Source organism: Chryseobacterium gwangjuense (assembly GCF_021311115.1).
GTDB lineage: Bacteria > Bacteroidota > Bacteroidia > Flavobacteriales > Weeksellaceae > Chryseobacterium > Chryseobacterium gwangjuense.
Map to the genome: position 1 here is coordinate 26,062 of NZ_JAJTNP010000006.1, position 26,069 is coordinate 52,130.

A 26,069-nucleotide genomic window follows, 5' to 3' on the forward strand; every position below is an offset into this window, starting at 1 on the left:
GTTTTACAAAGATTTTTTCAATCAAGAAATTTGTGTAAATTTGCAGTCTCAATACTTTGAAATATGCGGTTTGTACTTCATTGGATTTGAATATTGAAACTTTTTTAAATAAAAAGGTTTTGGTATTTAAAAATTCATTATATTTGCACACCGAAAATTTGAAAAACAATAAATAAATAATTTTAAATCATGGCAAAGGAAACGTTTAATCGTAACAAACCACACTTGAACATTGGTACTATTGGTCACGTTGACCATGGTAAAACTACTCTTACAGCTGCTATTTCTGCTGTATTAGCTAGCAAAGGTCTTGCTGAGAAAAAAGACTTCTCTTCAATTGACTCTGCTCCAGAAGAAAAAGAAAGAGGGATCACTATCAATACTGCTCACATCGAGTACGAAACTGTAAAAAGACACTATGCTCACGTTGACTGTCCAGGTCACGCCGACTATGTTAAGAACATGGTAACTGGTGCTGCTCAGATGGATGGAGCTATCGTAGTATGTGCTGCAACTGATGGTCCAATGCCTCAAACTAGAGAACATATCCTACTTTGCCGTCAGGTAAACGTACCTAAGATCGTTGTTTTCATGAACAAAGTTGACATGGTGGATGATCCAGAATTGTTAGAGCTTGTTGAAATGGAACTTAGAGATCTATTAGCTACTTATGACTTTGATGGAGATAACTCTCCAGTAATCCAAGGTTCAGCTCTTGGAGCACTTACTGCAGCTACTAACGGTGACTCAGAAGATAAGTGGTTCAAAACTGTTGAAGCATTAATGGATGCAGTTGATGAGTGGATTGACGAGCCAGTAAGAGATACTGATAAGCCATTCTTGATGCCAATCGAAGACGTATTCTCTATTACAGGTAGAGGTACTGTAGCAACTGGTAGAATTGAAGCAGGTATTATCAACACTGGTGATCCAGTTGATATCGTAGGTATGGGTGATGAAAAATTAACTTCTACAATTACAGGGGTTGAGATGTTCAGAAAAATCCTAGACAGAGGTGAAGCTGGTGATAACGTAGGTCTATTGTTGAGAGGTATTGAAAAAACTGACATCAAGAGAGGTATGGTTATCGCTAAGAAAGATTCTGTTAAGCCACACAAAAAATTCAAGGCTTCTGTTTATATCCTTTCTAAAGAAGAAGGTGGACGTCACACTCCATTCCACAACAAGTACCGTCCTCAGTTCTACGTAAGAACTACTGACGTTACAGGTGAGATCTTCTTACCAGAAGGAGTAGAAATGGTAATGCCTGGTGATAACTTAGAGATCACTGTAGAATTGTTACAACCAATCGCTCTTAACGAGGGTCTTAGATTCGCGATCAGAGAAGGAGGTAGAACAGTTGGTTCAGGTCAGGTTACTGAAATCTTAGACTAATCATCTTAAAATAAATAAGGCTTCCGAAAGGAAACTCTCGGAAGCTTTTTTAACTACGGGCATCGTCCAATGGTAGGATACCGGTCTCCAAAACCGTTGATCAGGGTTCGAATCCTTGTGCCCGTGCAAATAACAATTATGAGTTCATTTATCGATTTTTTAAAAGGTTCTTATAACGAATTCAGACATAAAGTTGAATGGCCAAAATGGTCTGATCTGCAATCTTCTACAATTGTAGTGACTATTGCTACAGTGATTTTGGCACTATTTACTTTTGGAGTTGACGAATTGTTTTCTAAAGCAATTAGTAACATCATAGGAATGCTTATCAACTTGTTCAATTAATAATAAAGTATTTTCCAAAAATGAGCGAATTGAAATGGTATGTGCTGAAAGCTATCAGCGGACAGGAAAATAAAGTGAAAAACTACATTGAGACAGAAATCAAACGTTTAGGGTTTGAGCAGTATGTTACTCAGGTGGTTATTCCTATGGAAAAGGTTATTCAAATTAGAAACGGAAAAAAAGTTCCTAAAGAAAGACCTTACTATCCTGGATACTTAATGATTGAAGCTGAATTAATGGGAGAGATTCCTCACGTTATTAAGAATATTCCCGGAGTTATATCTTTCTTGAGTTTAACGAAAGGAGGAGATCCTGTTCCAATGAGAAAGTCTGAAGTTAACAGAATGCTTGGAAGAATGGATGAATTATCAGAGTTTGCAAGTGATGTTGAAATTCCTTACATCGTGGGTGAAAACGTTAAAGTAATTGACGGACCATTCAATGGATTCAACGGAACTGTAGAAAAAATTCTTGAAGATAAAAAGAAAATTGAAGTTTCAGTTCTTATCTTCGGTAGAAAAACTCCAATGGAGTTAAGCTATATGCAAGTTGAGAAGGTTTAATTTAAACTTTAAAAATATATAAAACCACTTATTCTTATAAGTGGTTTTTTTTATTACTTATATTAAATTATAAAAAAATAAGCATATCAATTTGCTATTTCAAAAATAATTCATAATTTTGCAATCCGAAAAGTAGGTTTACTGTATGTGAGTCGGTAATCTACTGAATAATAAATGCTTCCAAACTCATTAATTATTCAAATTTAAAAAACAAACAATGGCTAAGAAAGTCTTTAAAATGGTAAAGCTTCAGGTGAAAGGTGGCGCTGCTAACCCTTCTCCACCAGTAGGTCCAGCTTTGGGTTCTGCAGGTGTGAACATCATGGAGTTTTGTAAGCAATTTAACGGAAGAACTCAAGATAAGCCGGGACAAGTTTTACCTGTAGTAATTACAGTATACGAAGACAAATCTTTTGAATTCGTAATTAAAACTCCTCCTGCAGCAATCCAGTTGATGGATGCGGCTAAAATCAAGGGTGGTTCTGGAGAACCAAACAGAAACAAAGTAGGTTCTGTATCTTGGGATCAAGTGAAGAAAATCGCTGAAGATAAAATGACTGACCTTAACTGCTTTACAATGGATTCTGCAGTTTCTATGGTTGCAGGTACTGCTAGATCTATGGGATTAAGAGTAACAGGAACTAAACCAACTTTTAACGCTTAAAACTATTAGAAATGGCAAAATTGACTAAAAAGCAAAAGGAAGCTTTAAGCAAAGTAGAAAAAGGAAGAATCTATAACCTTGAAGAAGGTTCAGCTCTTGTAAAAGAAGTGAACACTGCAAAGTTTGATGCTTCTGTTGATATCGCTGTAAGATTGGGTGTAGATCCAAGAAAAGCAAACCAAATGGTAAGAGGTGTTGTATCTCTTCCTCACGGAACTGGTAAAGATGTTAAAGTTTTGGCTTTAGTAACTCCAGATAAAGAAGCTGAAGCTAAAGAAGCTGGTGCTGATTATGTAGGTCTTGACGAATATTTACAAAAAATCAAAGAAGGTTGGACAGATGTTGACGTTATCGTTACTATGCCAGCTGTGATGGGTAAATTAGGACCTTTGGGTAGAGTATTAGGACCAAGAGGTTTGATGCCTAACCCTAAATCAGGTACTGTAACTATGGAAATTGGTAAAGCAGTAACTGAAGTAAAAGCAGGTAAAATTGATTTCAAAGTTGATAAATACGGTATTATCCACGCTGGTATTGGTAAAGTATCTTTCGATGCTGCTAAAATCAAGGAAAATGCTCAGGAATTGATCTCTACTTTGATTAAAATGAAGCCAACTGCTGCTAAAGGTACTTATGTAAAAAGCATCTATTTGTCTTCTACAATGAGTCCTGGTATTGCAATCGATACTAAATCTGTTAACTAATATTAAATCCTTAAGACAATGACAAAAGACCAAAAAGTTGTAGCGATACAAGAGATCAAAGATTTGCTTCAGGATGCTAAAGTAGTATATGTTGCAGACCTAGAAGGATTGAATGCTGGTAAAGCATCTGACTTCAGAAGACAAGCTTTTAAGCAAAATATCAAAGTGAAAGTTGTAAAAAATACACTTTTACAAAAAGCAATGGAGCAAATTGAAGGAGTAGATTACTCTGAAATGTTCCAGTCTTTCAAAGGAAACTCTGCGATTATGATTTCTGAGACTGCAAATGCTCCAGCGAAATTAATCAAAGATTTCAGAAAGAAAGAAGAGAAGCCGGCATTGAAGTCTGCTTTCGTTCAAGAAACTTTCTATATTGGTGACAACAATCTTGATACTTTAGTAAGCATCAAGTCTAGAGAAGAAATGATCGGTGAAATCATCGGATTACTTCAGTCTCCAATCCAAAGAGTTGTTTCTGCTCTTCAAAACAAATCTGAAGCTGTAGAAGCTACAACTGAAGAAGTTGCTGCTCCTGCTGTAGAAGAAACTCCTGCTGAGGCTGCTCCAGAAGCTCCTGTTGCAGAAAGCACTGACGAAACGCCAGCTGCTGAATAATTACACTCAAAAAATAATAAATAATCAACAAAAAACATTACAACAATGTCAGATTTAAAAAATTTAGCTGAAACGCTAGTAAACTTAACAGTAAAAGACGTAAATGAATTAGCTGCTATCCTTAAGGATGAGTACGGAATTGAGCCAGCTGCTGCTGCTGTAGTAGTTGCTGCAGGTGGTGCAGGTGAAGCTGCTGAAGAAAAAACAGAATTCGACGTAATTCTTAAGTCTGCAGGTGCTTCTAAATTAGCTATCGTTAAATTAGTAAAAGATTTAACTGGTGCTGGTCTTAAAGAAGCTAAAGATATCGTAGACGGTGCTCCTGCTCCATTGAAGCAAGGTGTTTCTAAAGACGAAGCTGAAGCTCTTAAGAAGCAATTAGAAGAAGCTGGTGCTGAAGTAGAATTGAAGTAATCAATTGATACTATAAATAATAAGCTCGGGTATTTTACTCGAGCTTTTTTTATGGAATAAAGTTGTGGGTAGAGTTGGAAATTTTCTAAGAAAAAGAAATGAATGGATGTAGAGTTTTAAACCAATAGTTTCTTGAACAAAACTTTGGGTGATATCAAAAGTAATTAAGAAATGCATTTGCAATAAAAAATATTGTAAATGTGGATAACTTTTTGTACCTTTGCTCCTCTTTTGGCGCGAAAAATTGTTTGTAAATCTATAAAATACTGAATGTGAACTCTTTCATGAATTTGAAAGGGCTTTCGTGTATATAGATATTGCGGCGACTCTGCCTCAAAAGTAATAAAAATATTTTGCATTACGCTGTGAAAAGATATACCAGTGTTGCAATTAGAAGCTAAATACTATTTAAATAGTTGAGAATAAGGAATAAAACTTGATCATTGCGCCAAAATTTTCTTATTTATTCTTTTCTCGAAAATTTAAAAACCATTTTCTTCTGATATTTTTTAATCAAAATATTTTTTAACCCTTTCTTAAAAGTTTTATGAGTAAAACAACAGCAACAACTAGGGGGAATCAGAGAGTTAACTTCTCTTCAGCGAAAGGAAAAATTATTACTCCGGACTTCTTGGATATCCAAATCGAGTCTTTCAGTGAGTTTTTCCAGCTAGATACCCTTCCGGAAGACAGAACAAACGAAGGTTTGTATAAGACCTTCCAGGAAAATTTCCCAATTACTGATTCTAGAAACCAATTTGTATTGGAGTTTTTAGATTATTTGGTAGATTCTCCACGTTATTCAATTGATGAGTGTGTGGAAAGAGGATTGACGTATTCAGTACCTCTTAAAGCTAGACTTAAATTGTATTGTACAGACCCTGAGCACGAAGATTTCCAAACTGTGGTTCAGGATGTATATTTAGGTCCGGTTCCTTACATGACTCCTAGTGGATCTTTCATCATCAACGGTGCAGAAAGAGTTATTGTTACGCAGCTTCACCGTTCACCTGGTGTATTCTTCGGACAAACTTACCACGCAAACGGAACTAAATTGTATTATTCAAGAATTATCCCTTTCAAAGGATCTTGGATGGAATTTACAACCGATATCAACAGCGTAATGTACGCGTATATCGACCGTAAGAAAAAATTACCATTAACAACTTTATTAAGAGCGATCGGTTACGAATCTGATAAGGATATCCTTCAGATCTTCGACCTTGCTGAAGAAGTGAAAGTTTCTAAAGCTGCCCTTAAAAAAGTAGAAGGAAGAACATTGGCTGCGAGAGTATTGAACACTTGGTTCGAAGATTTCGTAGACGAAGATACCGGTGAGGTAGTTTCTATCGAAAGAAACGAAATCATCTTGGATAGAGAAACTATTCTTGAAAAAGAACATTTGGATCTTATCTTGGATGCTGGTGTGAAATCTATCTTGATTCACAAAGAAAACAGCAACGAGTTCTCTATCATCCAGAATACATTACAAAAAGACCCTACTAACTCTGAAAAAGAAGCGGTAGAGTATATCTATCGTCAGTTAAGAAACGCAGATCCACCAGATGAGGAAACTGCAAGAGGAATCATTGAAAAATTATTCTTCTCTGAGCAAAGATATTCATTGGGTGAAGTAGGACGTTACAGACTAAACAAAAAGTTAGGTCTTAACATTCCGACTACAACTGAGGTTCTTACAAAAGAAGATATCATTGCGATTGTAAGACACTTGATCGAGCTTGTAAACTCTAAAGCAGAGGTTGATGATATCGACCACTTATCAAACAGAAGAATTAAAACTGTTGGTGAGCAATTGGCAGGACAGTTTGGTGTGGGTCTTTCAAGAATTGCAAGAACAATCAAGGAAAGAATGAACGTTAGAGATAACGAAATCTTTACTCCGCTTGATCTTGTTAATGCTAAAACGTTAACATCAGTAATTAACTCATTCTTTGGTACCAACCAGCTTTCTCAGTTCATGGACCAAACCAACCCATTGTCAGAAATCACGCACAAGCGTAGACTTTCTGCTCTAGGACCTGGAGGTTTATCAAGAGAAAGAGCAGGTTTCGAGGTTCGAGACGTTCACCATACTCACTACGGAAGAATTTGTCCGATTGAAACTCCGGAAGGACCAAACATCGGTTTGATTTCATCTTTAGGTATTTATGCTAAAATCAACAGACTTGGATTCATCGAAACTCCATATAGAAAAGTAGAAGATAGTAAGATTGATCTTGCTGCTGATCCTATCTATCTAAATGCAGAGGACGAAGAAGACAAAGTAATTGCTCAGGCAAACGTTGAATTGAGCGATAGCGGTGAATTCTTGACAGACAGAATTATTGCAAGATTAGATGGTGATTACCCAGTAGTTGAACCAGCTCAGGTGAACCTAATCGACGTTGCACCAAACCAGATTTCTGGTATTTCAGCTTCATTGATTCCTTTCTTGGAGCATGATGATGCGAACCGTGCGTTGATGGGATCTAACATGATGCGTCAGGCCGTTCCTTTGTTGAAGCCACAAGCTCCAATCGTAGGTACAGGTCTGGAACAGCAAGTTGCGAGAGATTCAAGAATCTTGATTAACGCTGAAGGTACTGGTACTGTAGAGTATGTAGATGCTGATAAGATCATCATTAAATATGAAAGAAGCGAAGACGAAGATTTAGTACAATTCGAGTCTGCTACTAAAACATATAACTTAACTAAGTTCAGAAAAACTAACCAGAGTACAACAATTACCCTAAGACCAAACGTAAGAGTAGGTGATGTAGTGGAAAAAGGACAGGTACTTTGCGACGGTTATGCTACTGAAAAAGGAGAATTAGCTCTTGGTAGAAACTTAGTGGTTGCGTTCATGCCTTGGAAAGGATACAACTTCGAGGATGCGATCGTAATTAACGAAAAAGTTGTTCGTGAAGACTGGTTTACTTCAATCCACGTGGATGAATATTCTCTTGAAGTTCGTGATACTAAATTAGGTATGGAAGAACTTACAGCAGATATTCCAAACGTTTCTGAAGAAGCTACTAAAGATCTTGACGAAAACGGTATGATCAGAATTGGTGCTGAAGTGAAGCCTGGAGATATCATGATCGGTAAGATCACTCCAAAAGGTGAGTCAGATCCAACTCCTGAAGAAAAACTTCTTAGAGCAATCTTTGGTGATAAAGCTGGTGATGTGAAGGATGCTTCATTGAAAGCTGACTCTTCATTAAGAGGTGTTGTTATCAACAAAAAATTGTTCTCAAGAAACATTAAAGATAAAAAGAAGAGAACTGAAGAAAAACTTAAACTTGAAGAGATTGAAAACACTTACAAGGCTAAGTTTGATGAATTGAGAAATACTTTAATTGAAAAATTAAATACACTGGTAAGCGGTAAAACTTCTCAAGGAGTTACCAACGACCTAGATGAGGAAATCATCGGTAAAGGTGTGAAGTTCACTCATAAATTATTGACTTCAGTTGAAGATTACGTAAATGTAAGCGGTTCAGACTGGACTGTTGACCACGATAAGAATGAATTGATTAAGCAATTAATTCACAATTATAAAATCAAATTCAACGATATTCAAGGAGTTAAAAACCGTGAGAAGTTTGCACTTTCAATCGGAGATGAGCTTCCAGCAGGTATCATGAAGTTGGCTAAAGTTTACATTGCTAAGAAACGTAAACTGAATGTAGGAGATAAAATGGCAGGACGTCACGGTAACAAAGGTATCGTTTCGAGAATCGTTCGTGAAGAAGATATGCCATTCCTAGAAGACGGAACACCAGTAGATATCGTATTGAATCCACTTGGGGTACCTTCTCGTATGAACATCGGTCAGATTTATGAAACAGTTCTTGGATGGGCTGGTCAGAAGCTGGGTCTGAAGTTTGCTACGCCAATCTTTGACGGGGCAACTCTTGATCAGATTACTGAATATACAGAGAAAGCAGGTCTTCCTAAATTCGGTCACACTCACCTTTATGATGGAGGTACCGGAGAAAGATTTACTCAGGCTGCAACGGTAGGTATTATCTACATGTTGAAACTAGGACACATGGTTGATGACAAAATGCACGCACGTTCTATCGGACCTTACTCATTGATTACTCAGCAGCCGTTAGGAGGTAAAGCTCAGTTCGGTGGTCAGAGATTCGGAGAGATGGAGGTTTGGGCTCTTGAAGCATTCGGTGCATCAAACATCTTGAGAGAAATCTTGACTGTGAAGTCGGATGACGTGATTGGTAGAGCGAAAACTTATGAAGCAATTGCTAAGGGTGAATCTATGCCTGAACCAGGTATCCCGGAATCATTCAACGTATTACTTCACGAGTTACAAGGTCTTGGATTAGACGTAAGACTAGAGGAATAATTTTAAATTTTAAATTATAAATGTTGAATGGCAGCATTCAAAAATTAATCTAAAATCTAAAATCTAAAATTTAAAATCTAACAAATGTCAAATAAAAATAAATCAAGTAGATTTAATAAAATAACCATCGGTTTAGCTTCACCGGAGTCTATCTTACAGGACTCAAGAGGGGAAGTTCTTAAGCCGGAAACTATTAACTACAGAACACACAAGCCTGAAAGAGACGGTTTGTTCTGTGAAAAAATCTTCGGACCTGTAAAGGATTACGAATGTGCTTGTGGTAAATACAAGAGAATTCGTTATAAGGGGATCGTTTGTGACCGTTGTGGTGTAGAAGTTACGGAGAAAAAAGTGCGTAGAGAAAGAATCGGACACATCGGTTTGGTTGTTCCTATTGCTCACATTTGGTATTTCCGTTCTTTACCAAACAAAATCGGTTACCTTTTAGGAATTCCTTCCAAGAAATTGGATATGATCATCTACTACGAAAGATATGTAGTGATTCAACAAGGTATTGCTAAGAAATTAGACGGTTCTGATTTCGAAAACATGGAGTTCTTAACAGAAGAAGAGTATCTTGATATAATGGAAACTCTTCCTGTAGAAAACCAATATCTTGACGATTCTGATCCAAACAAATTCATCGCTAAAATGGGTGCTGAAGCTGTTGAGGAATTATTAAAAAGAATCGATCTTGATGCATTGTCTTTCGACTTGAGACACAAAGCTCACAATGAAGGTTCTAAGCAAAGAAGAACTGAAGCTCTTAAGAGATTGAACGTTGTAGAAGCATTGAGAGGTGCTAATACAAGAATGATCAACAGACCAGAGTGGATGATTATGCGTGTGCTTCCAGTTATCCCACCAGAACTAAGACCATTGGTTCCGTTGGATGGTGGACGTTTCGCTACTTCTGACTTAAATGACCTTTATAGAAGAGTTATTATCAGAAATAACCGTTTGAAGAGATTATTGGAGATCAAAGCTCCTGAAGTAATCTTGAGAAACGAGAAGCGTATGCTTCAGGAATCAGTAGATTCATTATTCGATAATACAAGAAAATCTTCTGCAGTAAAATCTGAATCAAACAGACCATTGAAATCACTTTCTGATTCATTGAAAGGTAAGCAAGGTCGTTTCCGTCAGAACTTACTAGGGAAAAGGGTAGATTACTCTGCGCGTTCGGTAATTGTTGTAGGTCCAAACTTACAACTTCACGAGTGTGGTATTCCTAAAGATATGGCTGCGGAATTGTACAAACCATTTATCATTAGAAAACTAATTGAAAGAGGGATTGTAAAAACAGTAAAATCTGCAAAGAGAATTATTGATAGAAAAGAACCAGTAGTATATGATATCCTAGAAAACGTGATGAAAGGTCACCCTGTTCTACTGAACAGAGCACCTACGCTTCACAGATTGGGGATTCAGGCTTTCCAACCTAAGATGATCGAAGGTAAGGCAATCCAGCTACACCCGTTAGTAACAACAGCATTCAACGCCGATTTCGATGGTGACCAGATGGCGGTACACTTGCCGTTAGGACCAGAAGCGATCCTTGAAGCTCAGTTATTGATGTTAGGTTCTCAAAACATCTTGAACCCTGCAAACGGTTCTCCAATTACGGTACCATCTCAGGACATGGTTCTTGGTCTATATTTCATGACCAAAGAATTAAGTTCTACTGATACTATGAAAGTAAAAGGTGAAGGTCTTGCATTCTATTCTCCTGAAGAAGCGGAAATCGCTTATGCTGAAGGTAGAGTATCTTTAAATGCTAAAGTAAGATGTAGACTACCTATCAAAGAAGATGGTGAAATCGTAACAAGATTGATCGAAACTTCTGTAGGTAGAATTTTATTCAACCAAATCGTACCTAAGCAGTCAGGATATATTAATGAGCTTCTTACGAAGAAATCATTAAGAAATGTTATCGGTAAGATCCTTGCTGATACAGATTTCCCTACCACTGTGAAGTTCTTGGATGCAATGAAAGACTTAGGGTATTCAAACGCATTCAAAGGAGGTCTTTCATTCTCATTAGGAGATATTGTAGTTCCTGTTGAGAAAAAGCAAATGATTGCTTCATCTATTGAAACTGTAGACGAAATTAGAGCTAACTATAACATGGGGCTAATTACCGATACAGAACGTTATAACCAGGTAATCGACGTTTGGACAAACACCAACGCTGGATTAACTGAAATGATCATGAGCAGAATGAAAGTTGACCAAGGTGGATTCAATTCTGTATATATGATGCTTGACTCTGGAGCGAGGGGTTCTAAGGAACAGATCCGTCAGTTATCAGGGATGAGAGGTTTGATGGCAAAACCGCAAAAAGCTGGTTCTACCGGAGCGGAGATCATCGAAAACCCGATCCTTGCAAACTTTAAAGAAGGTCTTTCAATCTTAGAATACTTTATCTCTACCCACGGTGCTCGTAAAGGTCTTGCGGATACCGCTCTTAAGACAGCCGATGCTGGTTACTTAACGAGAAGATTGGTAGACGTTGCACAGGATGTGATCGTTACAGAAAACGACTGTGGAACTTTAAGAGGTACTGAAGTTACTGCACTTAAGAAAAATGACGAGATCGTTGAAAGAATCTCTGAAAGAATCTTAGGTAGAGTTTCTTTACATAATATTTACGATCCTGAAAGTGATGAAATTATCGCTGAAGCTGATCAAGTAATTACTGAGCAATTAGCTAAGAGAATTGAGGAAGCTGGATTAGAAGCTGTTGAAGTACGTTCACCATTAACTTGTGAAGCTAAGAAAGGTATCTGTGCGAAATGTTATGGTAGAAACTTAGCAACAGGTAAAATGATTCACATGGGTGAAGCTGTAGGGGTTATCGGAGCACAGTCAATTGGGGAACCAGGAACTCAGCTTACGTTGAGAACTTTCCACCAAGGGGGTACTGCGGGTAACGTTTCAGAAAACCCATCTATTGTTGCAAGAAGAGACGGTATCGTTGAAATGGATGAAGTAAGAACGATTACTTCTGAAGATGAAAACGGTAATACAGCTGAAGTTGTAGTTTCTCGTTCAACAGAATTCAGATTAGTTGCTGATAATGAGTCTAGAACTCCATTAATGGTGGCTAACGTACCTTACGGATCTATATTATCTGTAAAACCAGGTGATAAAGTGAAGAAGGGAGATACAATCTGTAGATGGGATCCGTATAACGCGGTTATCATTGCAGAAACTTCAGGTAAGGTAGAATACGAGGATATCATCCAAGGTATTTCATTCCAACTTGAAATTGACGAACAAACAGGATTCGAAGAGAAAGTAATTTCTGAATCTAGAAATAAGAAAGCCGTACCTACTTTGAAAGTGGTAGATTCTAAAGGGGTTGAGCAGAAAGCTTACAACTTACCGGTAGGAGCCCACTTAATGGTAAACGATGGTGAAAAAATTAAGGCTGGTAAAGTCTTAATCAAGATCCCAAGAAAATCTGCAAAAGCAGGGGATATCACCGGAGGTCTTCCGAGAGTTACCGAATTATTCGAAGCGAGAAACCCTTCAAACCCAGCGGTTGTTACTGAAATCGACGGGGTAGTTTCTTACGGAAAAATTAAGAGAGGTAACCGTGAACTTATTGTTGAGGCTAAAACTGGTGAAAGAAAAATTTATTTAGTTAAATTATCAAACCAGATTCTAGTACAGGAGAATGACTTCGTAAGAGCTGGTTCGCCACTTTCTGACGGTTCAATCACTCCAGACGATATCTTAAGAATTAAAGGTCCAACTGCAGTTCAGGAATATTTGGTAAACGAAATTCAGGAAGTTTACCGTCTACAAGGGGTAAAAATCGACGACAAGCACTTCGAAATCATCGTAAGACAGATGATGACGAAAGTATCTATCGTTGATGGAGGTGATACTCAGTTCCTTGAAGGAGCTCTTGAACATAAGTATGATTTCTTAGAAGAAAACAACAGAGTATTTGGTCTTAAAGTAGTAGTTGATGCTGGTGATTCTAAAGAATTCAAGCCAGGTCAGATGATTACTGCAAGAGAATTGAGAGACGAAAACTCTAAGTTGAAGCGTGAAGATCAGGCTTTAGTTGAAGTAAGAGAAGCTTTACCTGCTACAGCAACACCTGTATTGCAAGGGATTACAAGAGCAGCTCTTCAGACTAAATCATTCATGTCTGCAGCATCATTCCAGGAAACAACTAAAGTTCTTAACGAAGCAGCAGTTGCAGGTAAGGTAGATGATCTTAACGGTCTTAAAGAAAATGTAATTGTAGGTCATAGAATTCCTGCAGGTACAGGTCTTAAAGAATACCAAAATGTAATTGTAGGTTCTAGAAAAGAATTCGAAGACCTTAACTAAAATTAATGATTTGGAATTTGAGGTTTGAAATTATTTTTATATTTTCACAACCTCAAATTTCGAATTAAAAAAATAATTTATAACAATGGACAACAATCAAAATCCACAAGACGGAAACATCAACATCGAATTAAACGAAATGGTAGCAGCTGGAATCTATGCTAACTTAGCATTGGTAAACCACTCTCCATCTGAATTCGTTGTAGATTTTATCCAATTAATGCCGGGGGTACAACAAGCGAAAGTAAGATCAAGAGTTATCCTTGCTCCACTTCACGCAAAAAGAGTATTATCTGCTCTTCAACAAAACATCGCTAACTACGAACAACAATTTGGAGAAATCAAAGAAGTTGAGCCTTTCGTATTAGGTGCTAACAACGTACAAGCTTAAGATTTTTTCTTAACATATACTAAGATGCCTCAATGAAAATTGAGGCATTTTTTATGCTTTATTTTTTGAACGTTAAAGCTTTCTTTGAACATACTATTTCAAAATATAGAATATATCCCATTAATAATTCATCATTAAATTTTTTTAATAAATAAAAATATATTCCTGCGAACTCTTCAATTTTATATATTTGTTGTTAGATATGATTTAATGAATATGATAAATAATCAATTTATTCTTAATAAATTCGGGTTTTTGGGGAGAGATTTTTCAATTGAGCTTCAAAAGCATGCATTTATTACCGATATTAAAGCAAAAACAGAAATTATTACAGAAGGGCAAAAGGTAAGATATGTTCCTTTCCTAATAAAAGGCTCAATTAAAGTATACTCTTTAAATGACGGAAGAGAGCTTATCTATTATTATGTAAGACCTAATGATAGCTGTCTGATGACTTTTTCATCTATTTTTAGTGATTATACAAGTAAAATATATGCTCTAGCTGAAGAAGATTCTGAAGTGATGCTGGTTCCTGTTGCGGTATTGCATGATTGGCTGATAAAATTTCCGGAGATCAATAAACTCTTTTACCATGAATATGACAAGAGGTTTATAGATGTGATGAATATGGTGAATGATGCTGTTTTTCACAGGCTCGATAAAAGAATATTAAATTACATCAAACAACAGGTTTTAATCACAGGAAACAATCCGATTAAACTTACACATAGAGAAATTGCAAGCAACTTAGGAACTTCCAGAGAAGTGGTAAGCCGTGTTTTGAAAAAAGTTGAAAATGAAGGCGAAATCATCCAGACAAAAGAAGGAATAAAAATCCCTGTGAATGAAAATGTTAGAGAGATCTAATAAATATCATTTAATTATTTAAACAATTTGATTGATAAAAACAATTTTGTCTGTGACTTTTATCACCTGCTTTTGAAGGCATAAGTCTATAAGTTTGTTAGACTAATATTTTAATACGATAAGTGTATGACAAAAACTTTCTTCTTTTTGTCAATGTTGGCTTCAAGTCTTGCCTTTGCACAGGAAGACTTGTTGAAGGATATTGATACTATTAAAACAAATACCGAAATTTCACAGCCTGCATTTAAGGCATTACAAGTCGTCACAGGACAATCAACAAAGCTCTCTGCAAAAAATGAATGGTATATCGTTGTAGCCCACCGTTTCGGAGATGTAAGCAAAGGATTCAAAGACTTTTTTGGATTAGATGATGCTTCTACCAAATTAGGGGTAATCTATGGCGTTACAGATGGACTTTCACTAAGTTTTTCCAGAGAAACCAATATGAAAACTTTTGAAGGCGGAGCAAAGTACAAACTGGTAAAGCAAAACGAAAACTTTCCGTTAGATATTGTAGGCTATAATGTGTTAGCAGTAAATACGGACCTCAGTAAAGATAATTATCCGGATCTTCAGTTCGGAGACAGGTTATCTTATCTTACTCAGGCGCTTATTTCAAGACGGTTTAATGATAAATTTTCATTACAATTAACGCCTTCCTATGTTCATAAGAATCTCTATGAGCCAAATATTGAAGATAAAAACCAGTTTCTTACGGGATTGGGAGGTCGCTATAAAATTTCAAAAAGAATTTCTATTAATGCAGAATACTTTGTGAATTTTGATAATCACAGTTTTTATAAAAACCCTTTGTCTTTAGGGATGGATATAGAAACCGGGGGACATGTTTTCCAGTTGTTATTTACCAACTCTCAGCTCAATTCAGATATCGGATACCTTACAAATGCAACCGGAGATTGGGGAAAAGGTCATATTTTCTTTGGGTTTAATCTTTATAGAGTTTTTTAATATGAAAAAGATAATATACCTATTTTCATCGGCTGTTGCTCTTATTGCTTGTGAAAGCAGAACCTATGAAGAAATTTCAGTGTCAACTCCGATTGTAGAAAAAGTAACCTATACTAAAGATGTAAAACCTCTTGTAGATGCTAATTGTATTGTTTGCCATTCTGCAGGTGGGGCAGCTGCATATCAGCCTTGGACGAGCTATACTGAGGTTAAAAATCATATTGATGGTATTTTAGACAGAATACAAAGACCGGTTGGAGATCCTCAGAAAATGCCTAAAGGCGGGGCTCTGTCATCATCACAGATCAATATTTTTATTAAATGGAAAGCTGACGGCCTTGTTGAAAATTAAAATGAATTCATATGAAAAAGTTAATAATACTTACCGTTTCGTTACTTTTTACAAACCTTGCTTTAGCTCAGAAATACAGCTCAAAAACAGGGAAAGTAACATTTGAAGCTTCAGTACCTTTATTTGAGGATGTTTTTGCTCAGGATGATAATAATATTGTCGTTTTGAACGCTGATACGGGAGATATAGCTTCTGTTTCCGCAGTTAAAAACTATCATTTCAAAGTGAAACTCATGGAAGAACATTTCAATGAAAGTTATGCAGAAACAGCCAAATATCCGAAAACAACTTTCACAGGAAAGATTTTAAACTTTGATAAAACAAAGCTTTCTGCAACTCCACAAAAATATACCATACAAGGAACCCTAAACTTTCATGGAGTAGATAAAGTCTATACCTCCAATGCAACAATTTATGCTAAAGATGGCAAAATTTACATAACAGGAGGTTTCATAGCGAAATCAGCAGATCATAAAGTAACGATTCCTAAAATGGTTACTAAAAAAGTGGCTGAAAATGTAAATGTTCAATACGATTATACATTATCAAAACAATGAAAAATTTAATAATCATAATAGGTGTCTTTCTGAGTTTTACATTTGTATCTGCTCAGGAAAAAGCAAAATCAATCTTCGATATTGCCAGAAGCGGAAATGTTGCAGAAGTACAAGCACTGATGAAACAGAATCCGGATGTTATTAACCAGACCAATGATCACGGTTTTTCGCCTCTTATTCTAGCATGTTACAGAGGGAATAACGAAGTGGCTAAGTTTTTGATTGATAATGTAAAGAATGTTAATTATAAGAGTCAGGAAGGAACCGCTTTAGCCGGACTTTCTGTGAAATATAATAAAGAATTGGTAGAGCGTTTACTACGAAAAAACGCCGATCCTAATATCGCAGATGCTACAGGAGCTACTCCTTTATTCTGGGCTGTGAAATTTGGAAATAAAGAACTCATAGAACTGTTATTGCAACATAAAGCTGACAAATCTATCAAAGACGCTCAGGGAATGACACCATTCGAATATGCCCTACAAACAAATAATAAAGACATTATCAACCTCTTAAAAAATTAAAAAATGAAAAAAACTTTACTCATATTGGGAATGCTTCTGGCAAATTTTGCTTGGGCTCAGTTTACGACAGGAACAGTCTCATTACCCACTACAGGTATGACTGTGAAAATAGATACGACACCTACTACAGTAACTTTAACGGTAACGGGAGATAGTAATTCAATGCTTGGAATTGGTTTTGGATCCAGTGGAATGGCAAATGGAGCAGACGGGTTTGTTTATAATTCACTTTCAACTACCAATACTAATATAGATTATACTTTTAGTGGAGTAGGAATAACACCTACTGCAGATGCGTCACAAGATTGGACGGTAGGTACCAATTCAGTATCAGGAAGTACAAGAACTATCGTAGCAACGAGAACTTTAACGGGTGGAACCGGAGATTTTGCCATTTCAAATTCAAACTCAACGATTAATATTTTCTATTCAAGAAGAGACGGAACTACAGCTTTAGGGTATCATGGTAGCAACAGAGATTATGCAACGCTGCCAAGAACCGCAACTCTGGCAACGAATGATCTTGTACTTGAAAACAAAAAAATAGTGCTTTATCCAAACCCTGCTAAAGAGATGGTAAGTTTTAAAAATGCTGATAAAATAAAATCTATAGATATTTATGAATCAACAGGACGAAAAGTAAAATCTGTAAAACTTGAAGGCGATAACATCAGTGTTTTTGATTTAAGAGCCGGAAGCTATTATTTCGAAATTACCCATAAAGATGGTACATTATCCTATGAAAAACTAATTAAAGAATAAATAAGAGCCACTGAAAAGTGGCTTTTTTGTTTACATCAATTCTAAAAAATGCTTTTAATGTTTTTTTAACCCGGGAAATTTTTATGTCAGATTTTCCGGAAGTAACTTTGTGAAAAATTTATAATGAAGCGAGGATTACAATTTTTACTGTTGATTTTTTCATTGACGGTTTTTGCCCAGAAGGAAACGGTTGATACAGCACAAGTCGTTATTCCCAACAGATATAATAGTATTGAGGCTCAAACAAAACCTTATGTGATTATGATTTCCACAGACGGTTTTCGTTATGACTATGCTAAAAAATATAATGCAGAACATCTTCTGAAATTTTCAAATGAAGGAGTTCAGGCAAAAGCAATGATTCCAAGCTATCCGAGTATTACCTTCCCGAATCACTGGACTCTAATTACTGGGCTTTACCCTTCTCATCACGGTTTGATTGATAATTATTTCTACGACTATAAGAGACAGGAAGCTTACGCCATGAGCAATAAAAAAAATGCAGAAGATGGAAGCTGGTACGGCGGAAAACCACTTTGGAGCTTAGCAGAAAAACAAGGAATGATTTCAGCTTCTTTGCAATGGGTTGGTTCCGCGAGTGATGCAGGCGGAATAAGACCAACATACTATTATCCTTATCACGAAAAATTTGCCCCTTCGGAAAAAGTGGATAAAGTCATCAATTGGCTAAAATTGCCGATGGATAAAAGGCCTCACTTTATTTCATTGTATTTCCCTGAAGTTGACGGAAGCGGACATCATTTCGGACCCGATACAAAGGAAACAGAAAATGCTGTTCATTTGATTGATAATGCGATTGGAGAACTGGTTCAGAAAGTAAATGCTCTTGGCTTGAAAAATGTAAACTTCGTTTTCGTATCAGACCACGGAATGATAAAAGTGGATGGAGGCAATCCTCTGGAGATTCCTGCAATGCTTCTGGATAAAAACAGATTTGATATTTATAATTCCCAGACTTTATTGAGAGTGTACGTTAAAAATTCTGATGAGGTTAAGAAAACATATAAAGAATTAAAAGCAAATAAAACTGAAGACTATGAAGTGTATTTAGATAAAAAGCTTCCAAAATATCTTCACTTTGCTACAAAAGACGATAGATACAATAGAATTGGACAGATTCTGTTGATTCCAAAAGCTCCAAAAATTTTCTTGGAAAAGGGTAAAAAAACATCCATTGGAAAACATGGTTACAATCCTAGAGTAGTTCCTGAAATGAAAGCTACATTTTTTGCATGGGGTCCTGAATTTAAAAATAATCTGGTGATTGATGAATTTACAAATATCAATGTTTATCCTTTGGTTGCTGAAATTTTAGGATTAAAAATCGATCAGCCGATCGATGGAAAACTGAAAATATTGAAGGTAACTTTAAAAGAGAAATAAAAATTAAATCTCTTTTTAGCTTTACTTTAAGTGTAAAATAAAATTTAGTAAGATATGGTTTCGGCGAGCCTTTAGCTCGCCGAAACTTTTATCCATATTCAAAAGAATTTAAAACTTAGAAGAAAATTCTTTTGCAAAGTCTTCCAGCTTAATACTTCCGGTAACAGGAGATCCATTCTCAATAAAATCTTTTTGTACAACGCCGGTTCTCATTCCTCTTCCCATTTCAACATAGAGTTTTGCCATATCTTGTGGAAGACCGGCTTGCACCATTCCGTTTAAGGCTTCTTCATCAGAGAATTCTACCCAGGGAAGTTCCGGCTTTTCTACAGCGGAACCTAAAACTTTTGCAAAATCAGATGCTTTTCGGTTATCACCTACGATATATCGGATATTTTTACCAATTGGGCTTTTCACTAACTCTTCAGCTGCTGCTTTTGCAATATCATCCGGATGTACCAAAGGAATCTCTATATTTTCGGGATAATTACCACCAATGATTCCTGCATTTTGGACTAATGGAATATCATTGAAGAAATTGGTATAAAAATATCCTGCTCTTAAAAAAGTAAAAGAGGTATTTTCTACTTCATTATATAGCTTTTCAATATTGTGAAGACCTGCTATCGGACCGTTTTCTACGGGAGAAGCTGCTCCCACACTGCTTAACATTACGGCTCTTTTTACATGAGCATTTTTTAAAGCTTCAGCATAATTTTTTCCCGCATTGGTCGTATTTTCCACAATCTTATCTGCACTGATCGCAGGAGGAGTCATAACAAAAACAGAATCTGCTCCTTCAAATGTTTTAGTTAAGAAATCCAGATCTGTTATAGACCCGATTGCTGGAATGGCTCCCAAAGATTCAATATCCTGTTTTCTTGAATCACTGCTGCTTACTACTGTAATGTTGTGCCCATCGGCAATTAATTGTTGTGCTAATGGTTTAGCTACATTTCCTAATGATCCTGTGATTATAATTTTCATATCTAAATATTTTTTTATTTCTGTAGACAAAGTTATATTTGTACTTACTTTTATACAAGTACTTACCCTAAAGTATGTAAATATGACAGCGATCAAAGAAAGTTCAACTATTCAGGAGAATAAAAAAACAGTACAGGATTGTCCTGTAATGTATGTTATGGAAAGAATTGGAGGATTCTGGAAACCAATTATTCTGTTTAATCTTTCCACAGGAGAAAAAAGATACAGCGAATTGAAAAAAGCAATTCCTGCGGTAACAGAAAAAATGCTCATCCAGCATTTGAAACAACTTGAAACTGACGGATTAATTATAAGAACAGCCAAACCTGTAGTACCGCCTCATGTAACCTATAAACTGAGTGATGCGGGTAATGAACTGGCTCCCGTTATTGATGCCATGGCTGAGTGGGCATTTCAGGATATGGAGAGAAATGATAATAAGTGTGCTGAAGGAAACAAATATAGGATGAATCAGGATCAGAATGCTTTTAGTCAAAATCTAAAAAAATAAAACAGGTTCTTCAATCCGAAGAACCTGTTTCTGTTAATATTTTATAGAAGAATTACAAAGATTTCATATCAATCACGAAACGATATCTTACATCACTTTTCAGCATTCTTTCGTATGCTTCGTTGATGTCCTGCATTTTGATCAATTCAATTTCAGAAACGATATTATGCTCACTGCAGAAATCCAGCATTTCCTGAGTTTCAGCAATACCCCCGATTACAGAGCCGGCAACAGATTTTCTTCCTAAAATCATAGGAACTGTGTTTAAGATAGGTTCTAATCCTCCTAAATATCCAACTAAAACATGCGTTCCGTTAATATTTAAAGTGGTAACATAAGGATTTACATCGTGTACATAAGGAACAGTATCAATAATCACATCGAATTTTCCTTTTACAGACTGCATTTGAGCTTCATCCGTTGAAATAATAACATGATCGGCTCCCAATTGTTTGGCATCTTCTGTTTTTCCGGGAGTTCTTGAGAATAAAGTTACTTCAGCTCCTAAACCTTTTGCTAATTTAATCGCCATATGTCCTAATCCTCCTAAACCTACAACAGCAACTTTAGAATTTGGACCAACGTTCCAGTGTTTTAACGGAGACCAGGTTGTGATTCCTGCGCAAAGAAGAGGAGCAACTGCTGCCAAATCTAAATTTTCAGGGATTCTTAGAACGTGACCTGCATCTACCACTACTTTTTGAGAATATCCTCCGAATGTATGACCTCCCAAATGCACATCTTTTCCATTATAAGTTCCTGTAAAACCGTTTTGGCAATATTGTTCCAAATCGTGTTTACAGCTTTCACAATGTCCGCAAGAATCTACAATACATCCTACACCTGCCAAATCACCTATTTTAAATTGGGTAACGTCACTGCCGATTTTTGTGATTCGTCCTACAATTTCATGTCCCGGAACTGCAGGGTACATAGTTCCTCCCCAGTCATTTCTTGCCGTGTGAAGATCAGAATGGCAGACTCCGCAGTAGAGAATTTCAATTTCTACATCATTGGGTGTAGCATCTCTTCTTTCAATATTCATTTCTTTTAGGTCTGCAGTTTTGGATTCTGCCCCGTAAGCTTTTACCGTGAATGTGTTCATTTGATTTTTTAATTTAAGTGTTAATTAAGTTGAGTTTAAAATTTGTGTTAAGGTGCTATTTAAAATAGAGTTTTTAATTTACGATTAAAATGTATTCTCTTGAATTAAATATTTTTATCATAATTACAAAAGTCGAAACTTTTGAGCAAAGTCGGCTTATATAGATTACAGAAAGATGTACCAATTTTACCGACACTGTAAAATATCAATGGAGAAAATGGTAATTTTGAAGTAGCAAATAAAAATGGAGTTCATGGAAAATCAGGAAGTTGAAATCTATAACAGTGTTTCGGAATACAATAAAATGACCAATCAGGAGACCTTACATCCTTTGGTAAGCGTGATTGATTTTTCAACATCTGATCCCGTTTGTCAGCATATGAGACAATTTGGGTTTTACACAGTTTTCTTAAAAGATGTGATGTGTGGAGATATGCTGTATGGAAAACACAGCTATGATTATCAGGAAGGGACTTTAGTTTTTATCGCACCCGGACAAACGTATGGGATTTACAACAAAGGTAAATATATTCAGCCTGCAGGTTTTGCTTTAATTTTCCATCCTGATTTATTGAAAGGAACAAATTTGGGTAAAAATATCAAAGACTATAATTTCTTTTCTTACGATGTACATGAAGCATTACACCTTTCAGAAAAAGAAAGAGAAATTATTCTGGAATGCTTTAAAAATATAAAACACGAGCTCGGACAGACGATCGATAAGCATAGCAAATCATTAATTGTTAATAATATAGAATTGTTCTTGAATTACTGCATGCGTTTTTATGATCGTCAGTTTATTACGAGAGATCATGTGAATCAGGGAGTGATCGGGAAGTTTGAAAAATTAATGGATGAATATTTGAAATCCGACAAACCTAAAAATCTTGGGTTTCCTATGGTTAATTATTTTGCGGAACAACTTCATCTTTCTGCAAATTATTTTGGTGATTTGATTAAAAAAGAGCTAGGAATTTCTGCACAGGAATATATTCATAATAAATTAATTGATGTTGCCAAAGAGCAGATTGTACAGCCCTCAAAATCGATCAGTGAAATTTCTTATGATTTAGGATTTAAATATCCGCAGCATTTTACAAGGCTATTCAAAAGTAAAGTGGGAGTATCTCCGAGTGAATTTAAAAATTTAAACTAAAAATGAATTCACTGATGTTCTAAATTAAAAAAAATTGTAAATTGAAGTTGAAAAGCTAAATGCTTGAGACCAAATGACATCACAGCAAAACTTTGGAACCCATACTTTCCATACCTCTTTTGGGAAAATTCTGGCTTTAAAAGAAAATGGAGTTATTAAAGCCAAGAGTATTCGCTATGCCAAATCAGAAAGATATCAAAAACCGGTTCCTGTAGAATATGCGACTTCAGATATTATTTTTCCTGAAAAAATACCTGTTTGTCCACAGAAAATAAGTCCGCTTTTAGAAAGATTGATAGGAAAAACAGAGATTGAAAAATTCCAGGTTGAGGAATCTCCTCAATTTTTAACCATTACCCGCCCCGATATTTTTAATGACAATGAAAAACTGCCCGTTGTGGTCTGGATTCATGGCGGCTCTTATGAGGTAGGATGCGGAGATCTTCCCACTTCAGATCCTTCGGTCTGGGTGAAAGAGCAAAACATTATCGTAGTTGCAGTAACTTATCGTTTGGGACTGTTGGGTTTTTTAGGAGGCGATGAAAAAAGACCTCCGAATTTGGGACTTTTTGATATGATCGAATCTTTAAAATGGATTAAAAATAATATTGAAAGTTTTGGTGGAGATCCTGAAAATATTACACTTTTCGGACAATCTTCCGGGGGAGATGCCATAGCTCATTTAATGATTTCAGAAGGAGTTGAAAATTTATTTCAAAGACTAATTATTCAGAGTGCACCATTGGGTTTCCGTAGTAAAAGAAGCAGAATGTCTCATGAATTCTTTCAGAAAACAGAATTCTTAAAAGATGAAATTGATTCTTTAAAAATGACAGAAAGTTATTCCGAATTCTTACCGTCATTGATGAGGTATGGTTTAAAAACTTCCATGCCTTTTTGTACACAATATGGGTATTCTCCATTATGCAGCGAAGAAGAAAGTCTTTTGAAATGGAAAGAAAACGCAAAGAAATATGATGTATTGATTGGCTCCAATCATGATGAAACCGCTTTCTATGTGAAGACCGCTGAAAAAGGATTGTATACTTACCTGCACGAAAAAATCCTTGATGTGATCGTTCGAAAAACTACAGAATCCATCTATGAAAAGCCTGCAAATATTTTTGCCCGAAACTATGCGGAAGGAGGCGGAAATATTTATCAGTTTACCCTTCATTCCAAACTAAAAAGCAATTATATTGGAGCATCTCATTGTATGGATCTTCCTTTTGTTTTTGAAAATGAATCGGCATGGAAAGCATCACAGCTATTAAAAGATCTACCTTGGGAATATATTCGGGAAAACGGTAAAAAGCTTCGTTCATTATGGGCTGAATTTGCCAGAACCGGAAAAATTTCTGACGATTCTGAAAGACCTGAAATTCTTAAGATTAGAAAAGTTTAGATTTATTTTATTGATAAAATATTTGTAATAGTTGTCATTCCGTAGGAATCTAGACGATCACTGTAGAGATGCAATTGTAAAAAATATTAGCTTAGGAATGACAAGCATTGTGGATATAAATGAATTTGTCTTCCTCCTTCTCTATAAAGCTACTCGGCTACCCAAACACTAACATTTCCTGCCGGAACAGGAAAATTGCCCCAACCATTTTCATCGATAGTAATTTTTTCTTTGAACCGTTTTAACAGATCATGAAATCTTTTTCCGGAATATTGCTTTCCGATTTCCATAGGTTTGTTATAAGTATCTTTATTACTGATTACAACAGCACATCCGGGATGTTCTTCATTTCCTTCACGAGTCCAGCCTAAACAATTGGCATCTTCAAAATAATCCCTTTGAATTCCGTACGCATGATCTTTTCTTGCTTTTAATAATTCTTCAAGGTGATCAACTTTGGGTAAGAAAATTTCCTGATCATTACCTGCTCCGTCTTTATCAATATAATGAGCTCCATATAAATCAGGATAAAAAACACACGGATAACCTTTTTCTCTAAGTAAAATCAAGGCATAAGCAATAGGTTTAAACCAGGATTCGACAGGTGCTTCCAGTTTTTGTAGAGGTTGTGTATCATGATTATCCACCAAAGTAACAGAATGTATAGGATCCGCTAGAGTTAAAGTATCATCGAAAATATTTCGTAAATCATAGGAACTGCCTTCCTTGGATGCATTATAGAAATTATTTTGTAAAGAACTGTCAAATAAACTCATGCAGCCTTCCGTAACTTCAATATATTTTTGAAGCAGATGCAAATGTCCGGGAGCCCAATATTCACCCACGGCAAAAATGTTTTTTCCGGAATTGGAACGCAATAAAGTGAGCCATTCTTTGTAAAAATCAAAAGAAATATGTTTCAAAGCGTCTAACCTTACTCCGTCAAAATCAGTTTGATCAAAATACCATTTTGCCCAATGATTCAGCTCTTCACGTACATGAGGATTTCGATGCTCGATATCATTAAACATAAGGTAATCATAATTTCCCTTTTCATCATCAATCATCTCTTCCCAGTCATTTCCGTATTCCGATTGAATTTTGTAAATATGTTTATCCATCCCTTCCGCATAATCGGTTCCGCTGAAACAGGTAAAATTCCATTCAAATTCTGAATATTTTTTTGCTCTTGCTTCAAAAGTAAATTTAGTATAGGATTGTATTTCAAAAACATCTGAAATTACTTTTTCACGATTGTTTTCATCAACTTTCACCACTTTAAAAGTTTCAAGTTCGTCACCACCACCTTTATGCCCCAAAACAATATCAACGATGATTTGAATATTATTTTTCTTAAGAGTTTTGATAGCGTTTAAATACTGATCCTTTGTTCCGTATCGCGTAGGAATTGTTCCTTTCTGATCAAACTCTCCAAGATCATAAAGATCGTAGGGATCATAACCAATAGAATAACCTCCGTTTGCCCCTTTGTAGGCGGGAGGAAGCCAGACTGAAGTAATTCCTAATTTTGCTAGATATTTCGCCTGTTTTTCAGCTTCTTGCCAAAGTTTTCCGTTTCCTTCCGAGTACCAGTGAAAAAATTGAATGATGGTCTGGTTCATACTTTGTAGAATTTGGTTTCTACAAGGTAGTGAAAATT

General features: G+C 36.0%; 23 protein-coding genes and 1 tRNA gene. 21 read left to right on the top strand and 3 right to left on the bottom strand.

Annotation, left to right across the window (positions count from 1 at the left end):
• The first annotated feature begins 189 nt into the window (after nucleotides 1–189).
• The 18 genes from tuf (at nucleotide 190) to LV842_RS12585 (ending at nucleotide 19,245) form a co-directional block, all read left to right on the top strand.
• The gene (gene tuf / locus LV842_RS12500; protein ID WP_123857806.1) at nucleotides 190–1,395 is read left to right on the top strand and encodes an elongation factor Tu; all 1,206 of its coding nucleotides are present in this window, start codon (nucleotides 190–192) and stop codon (nucleotides 1,393–1,395) included.
• A gap of 55 nt (nucleotides 1,396–1,450) precedes the next feature.
• Nucleotides 1,451–1,521, top strand: a tRNA-Trp gene (locus LV842_RS12505).
• Between the two features lie 12 nt (nucleotides 1,522–1,533).
• Complete coding sequence (gene secE, locus LV842_RS12510) at nucleotides 1,534–1,740, top strand: preprotein translocase subunit SecE (protein ID WP_029295580.1); 207 nt, start codon at nucleotides 1,534–1,536, stop codon at nucleotides 1,738–1,740.
• 20 nt (nucleotides 1,741–1,760) lie between these two features.
• Nucleotides 1,761–2,303 carry a transcription termination/antitermination protein NusG gene (gene nusG, locus LV842_RS12515; RefSeq protein WP_039369546.1) on the top strand — a complete coding sequence of 181 codons (543 nt, stop codon included), beginning with the start codon at nucleotides 1,761–1,763 and terminating at the stop codon, nucleotides 2,301–2,303.
• A 217-nt stretch (nucleotides 2,304–2,520) separates the two neighbouring features.
• Nucleotides 2,521–2,967: a 50S ribosomal protein L11 gene (gene rplK / locus LV842_RS12520; RefSeq protein WP_034702033.1), complete on the top strand. Its 447-nt coding sequence runs from the start codon at nucleotides 2,521–2,523 to the stop codon at nucleotides 2,965–2,967.
• An 11-nt stretch (nucleotides 2,968–2,978) separates the two neighbouring features.
• A complete protein-coding gene (rplA, locus tag LV842_RS12525; RefSeq protein ID WP_100075647.1) occupies nucleotides 2,979–3,671 on the top strand; it encodes a 50S ribosomal protein L1 in 693 nt (230 codons plus the stop codon).
• An 18-nt stretch (nucleotides 3,672–3,689) separates the two neighbouring features.
• Nucleotides 3,690–4,286, top strand: a complete 597-nt coding sequence (gene rplJ, locus LV842_RS12530; protein WP_233111792.1) for a 50S ribosomal protein L10 — start codon at nucleotides 3,690–3,692, stop codon at nucleotides 4,284–4,286.
• A gap of 45 nt (nucleotides 4,287–4,331) precedes the next feature.
• Entirely contained in the window at nucleotides 4,332–4,700 is a 369-nt protein-coding gene (gene rplL / locus LV842_RS12535) for a 50S ribosomal protein L7/L12 (protein ID WP_076390710.1), read from the top strand.
• Nucleotides 4,701–5,247: 547 nt separating this feature from the next.
• Nucleotides 5,248–9,069 carry a DNA-directed RNA polymerase subunit beta gene (rpoB, locus tag LV842_RS12540; RefSeq protein WP_233111793.1) on the top strand — a complete coding sequence of 1,274 codons (3,822 nt, stop codon included), beginning with the start codon at nucleotides 5,248–5,250 and terminating at the stop codon, nucleotides 9,067–9,069.
• 84 nt (nucleotides 9,070–9,153) lie between these two features.
• Nucleotides 9,154–13,419 carry a DNA-directed RNA polymerase subunit beta' gene (rpoC, locus tag LV842_RS12545; protein WP_233111794.1) on the top strand — a complete coding sequence of 1,422 codons (4,266 nt, stop codon included), beginning with the start codon at nucleotides 9,154–9,156 and terminating at the stop codon, nucleotides 13,417–13,419.
• Nucleotides 13,420–13,504: 85 nt separating this feature from the next.
• The gene (locus LV842_RS12550; RefSeq protein ID WP_039369566.1) at nucleotides 13,505–13,810 is read left to right on the top strand and encodes a DUF3467 domain-containing protein; all 306 of its coding nucleotides are present in this window, start codon (nucleotides 13,505–13,507) and stop codon (nucleotides 13,808–13,810) included.
• 216 nt (nucleotides 13,811–14,026) lie between these two features.
• Entirely contained in the window at nucleotides 14,027–14,677 is a 651-nt protein-coding gene (locus LV842_RS12555; RefSeq protein ID WP_233111795.1) for a Crp/Fnr family transcriptional regulator, read from the top strand.
• 126 nt (nucleotides 14,678–14,803) lie between these two features.
• Nucleotides 14,804–15,646 carry a DUF5777 family beta-barrel protein gene (locus tag LV842_RS12560; RefSeq protein ID WP_233111796.1) on the top strand — a complete coding sequence of 281 codons (843 nt, stop codon included), beginning with the start codon at nucleotides 14,804–14,806 and terminating at the stop codon, nucleotides 15,644–15,646.
• A 1-nt stretch (nucleotide 15,647) separates the two neighbouring features.
• Nucleotides 15,648–15,998 (top strand): hypothetical protein, encoded by a 351-nt coding sequence (locus tag LV842_RS12565; RefSeq protein WP_233111797.1) that lies wholly within the window; start codon nucleotides 15,648–15,650, stop codon nucleotides 15,996–15,998.
• Between the two features lie 11 nt (nucleotides 15,999–16,009).
• Nucleotides 16,010–16,555: a YceI family protein gene (locus tag LV842_RS12570; RefSeq protein WP_233111798.1), complete on the top strand. Its 546-nt coding sequence runs from the start codon at nucleotides 16,010–16,012 to the stop codon at nucleotides 16,553–16,555.
• Nucleotides 16,552–17,079 carry an ankyrin repeat domain-containing protein gene (locus LV842_RS12575; RefSeq protein WP_233111799.1) on the top strand — a complete coding sequence of 176 codons (528 nt, stop codon included), beginning with the start codon at nucleotides 16,552–16,554 and terminating at the stop codon, nucleotides 17,077–17,079. Before LV842_RS12570 ends, LV842_RS12575 begins: the two co-directional genes overlap by 4 nt.
• A gap of 3 nt (nucleotides 17,080–17,082) precedes the next feature.
• Nucleotides 17,083–17,841 (top strand): T9SS type A sorting domain-containing protein, encoded by a 759-nt coding sequence (locus LV842_RS12580; RefSeq protein WP_233111800.1) that lies wholly within the window; start codon nucleotides 17,083–17,085, stop codon nucleotides 17,839–17,841.
• A 123-nt stretch (nucleotides 17,842–17,964) separates the two neighbouring features.
• Nucleotides 17,965–19,245: an alkaline phosphatase family protein gene (locus LV842_RS12585; protein WP_233111801.1), complete on the top strand. Its 1,281-nt coding sequence runs from the start codon at nucleotides 17,965–17,967 to the stop codon at nucleotides 19,243–19,245.
• A gap of 108 nt (nucleotides 19,246–19,353) precedes the next feature.
• On the opposite strand, the gene LV842_RS12590 is transcribed toward LV842_RS12585, so the two are convergent.
• Entirely contained in the window at nucleotides 19,354–20,232 is an 879-nt protein-coding gene (locus LV842_RS12590; protein ID WP_233111802.1) for an NAD(P)H-binding protein, read from the bottom strand.
• Between the two features lie 82 nt (nucleotides 20,233–20,314).
• Between LV842_RS12590 and LV842_RS12595 the strand changes: the two genes are divergently transcribed.
• On the top strand, nucleotides 20,315–20,743 hold the full coding sequence (locus LV842_RS12595; RefSeq protein ID WP_233111803.1) for a winged helix-turn-helix transcriptional regulator: 429 nt from the start codon (nucleotides 20,315–20,317) through the stop codon (nucleotides 20,741–20,743).
• A gap of 52 nt (nucleotides 20,744–20,795) precedes the next feature.
• On the opposite strand, the gene LV842_RS12600 is transcribed toward LV842_RS12595, so the two are convergent.
• Nucleotides 20,796–21,848 carry an NAD(P)-dependent alcohol dehydrogenase gene (locus LV842_RS12600; RefSeq protein WP_233111804.1) on the bottom strand — a complete coding sequence of 351 codons (1,053 nt, stop codon included), beginning with the start codon at nucleotides 21,846–21,848 and terminating at the stop codon, nucleotides 20,796–20,798.
• Between the two features lie 253 nt (nucleotides 21,849–22,101).
• Between LV842_RS12600 and LV842_RS12605 the strand changes: the two genes are divergently transcribed.
• Nucleotides 22,102–23,004 carry a helix-turn-helix domain-containing protein gene (locus LV842_RS12605; RefSeq protein WP_233111805.1) on the top strand — a complete coding sequence of 301 codons (903 nt, stop codon included), beginning with the start codon at nucleotides 22,102–22,104 and terminating at the stop codon, nucleotides 23,002–23,004.
• A gap of 73 nt (nucleotides 23,005–23,077) precedes the next feature.
• Entirely contained in the window at nucleotides 23,078–24,409 is a 1,332-nt protein-coding gene (locus LV842_RS12610; protein ID WP_233111806.1) for a carboxylesterase family protein, read from the top strand.
• 149 nt (nucleotides 24,410–24,558) lie between these two features.
• Here LV842_RS12610 and LV842_RS12615 read toward each other — a convergent pair whose 3' ends face one another.
• The gene (locus LV842_RS12615; protein WP_233111807.1) at nucleotides 24,559–26,031 is read right to left on the bottom strand and encodes an alpha-amylase; all 1,473 of its coding nucleotides are present in this window, start codon (nucleotides 26,029–26,031) and stop codon (nucleotides 24,559–24,561) included.
• Nucleotides 26,032–26,069: the final 38 nt, after the last annotated feature.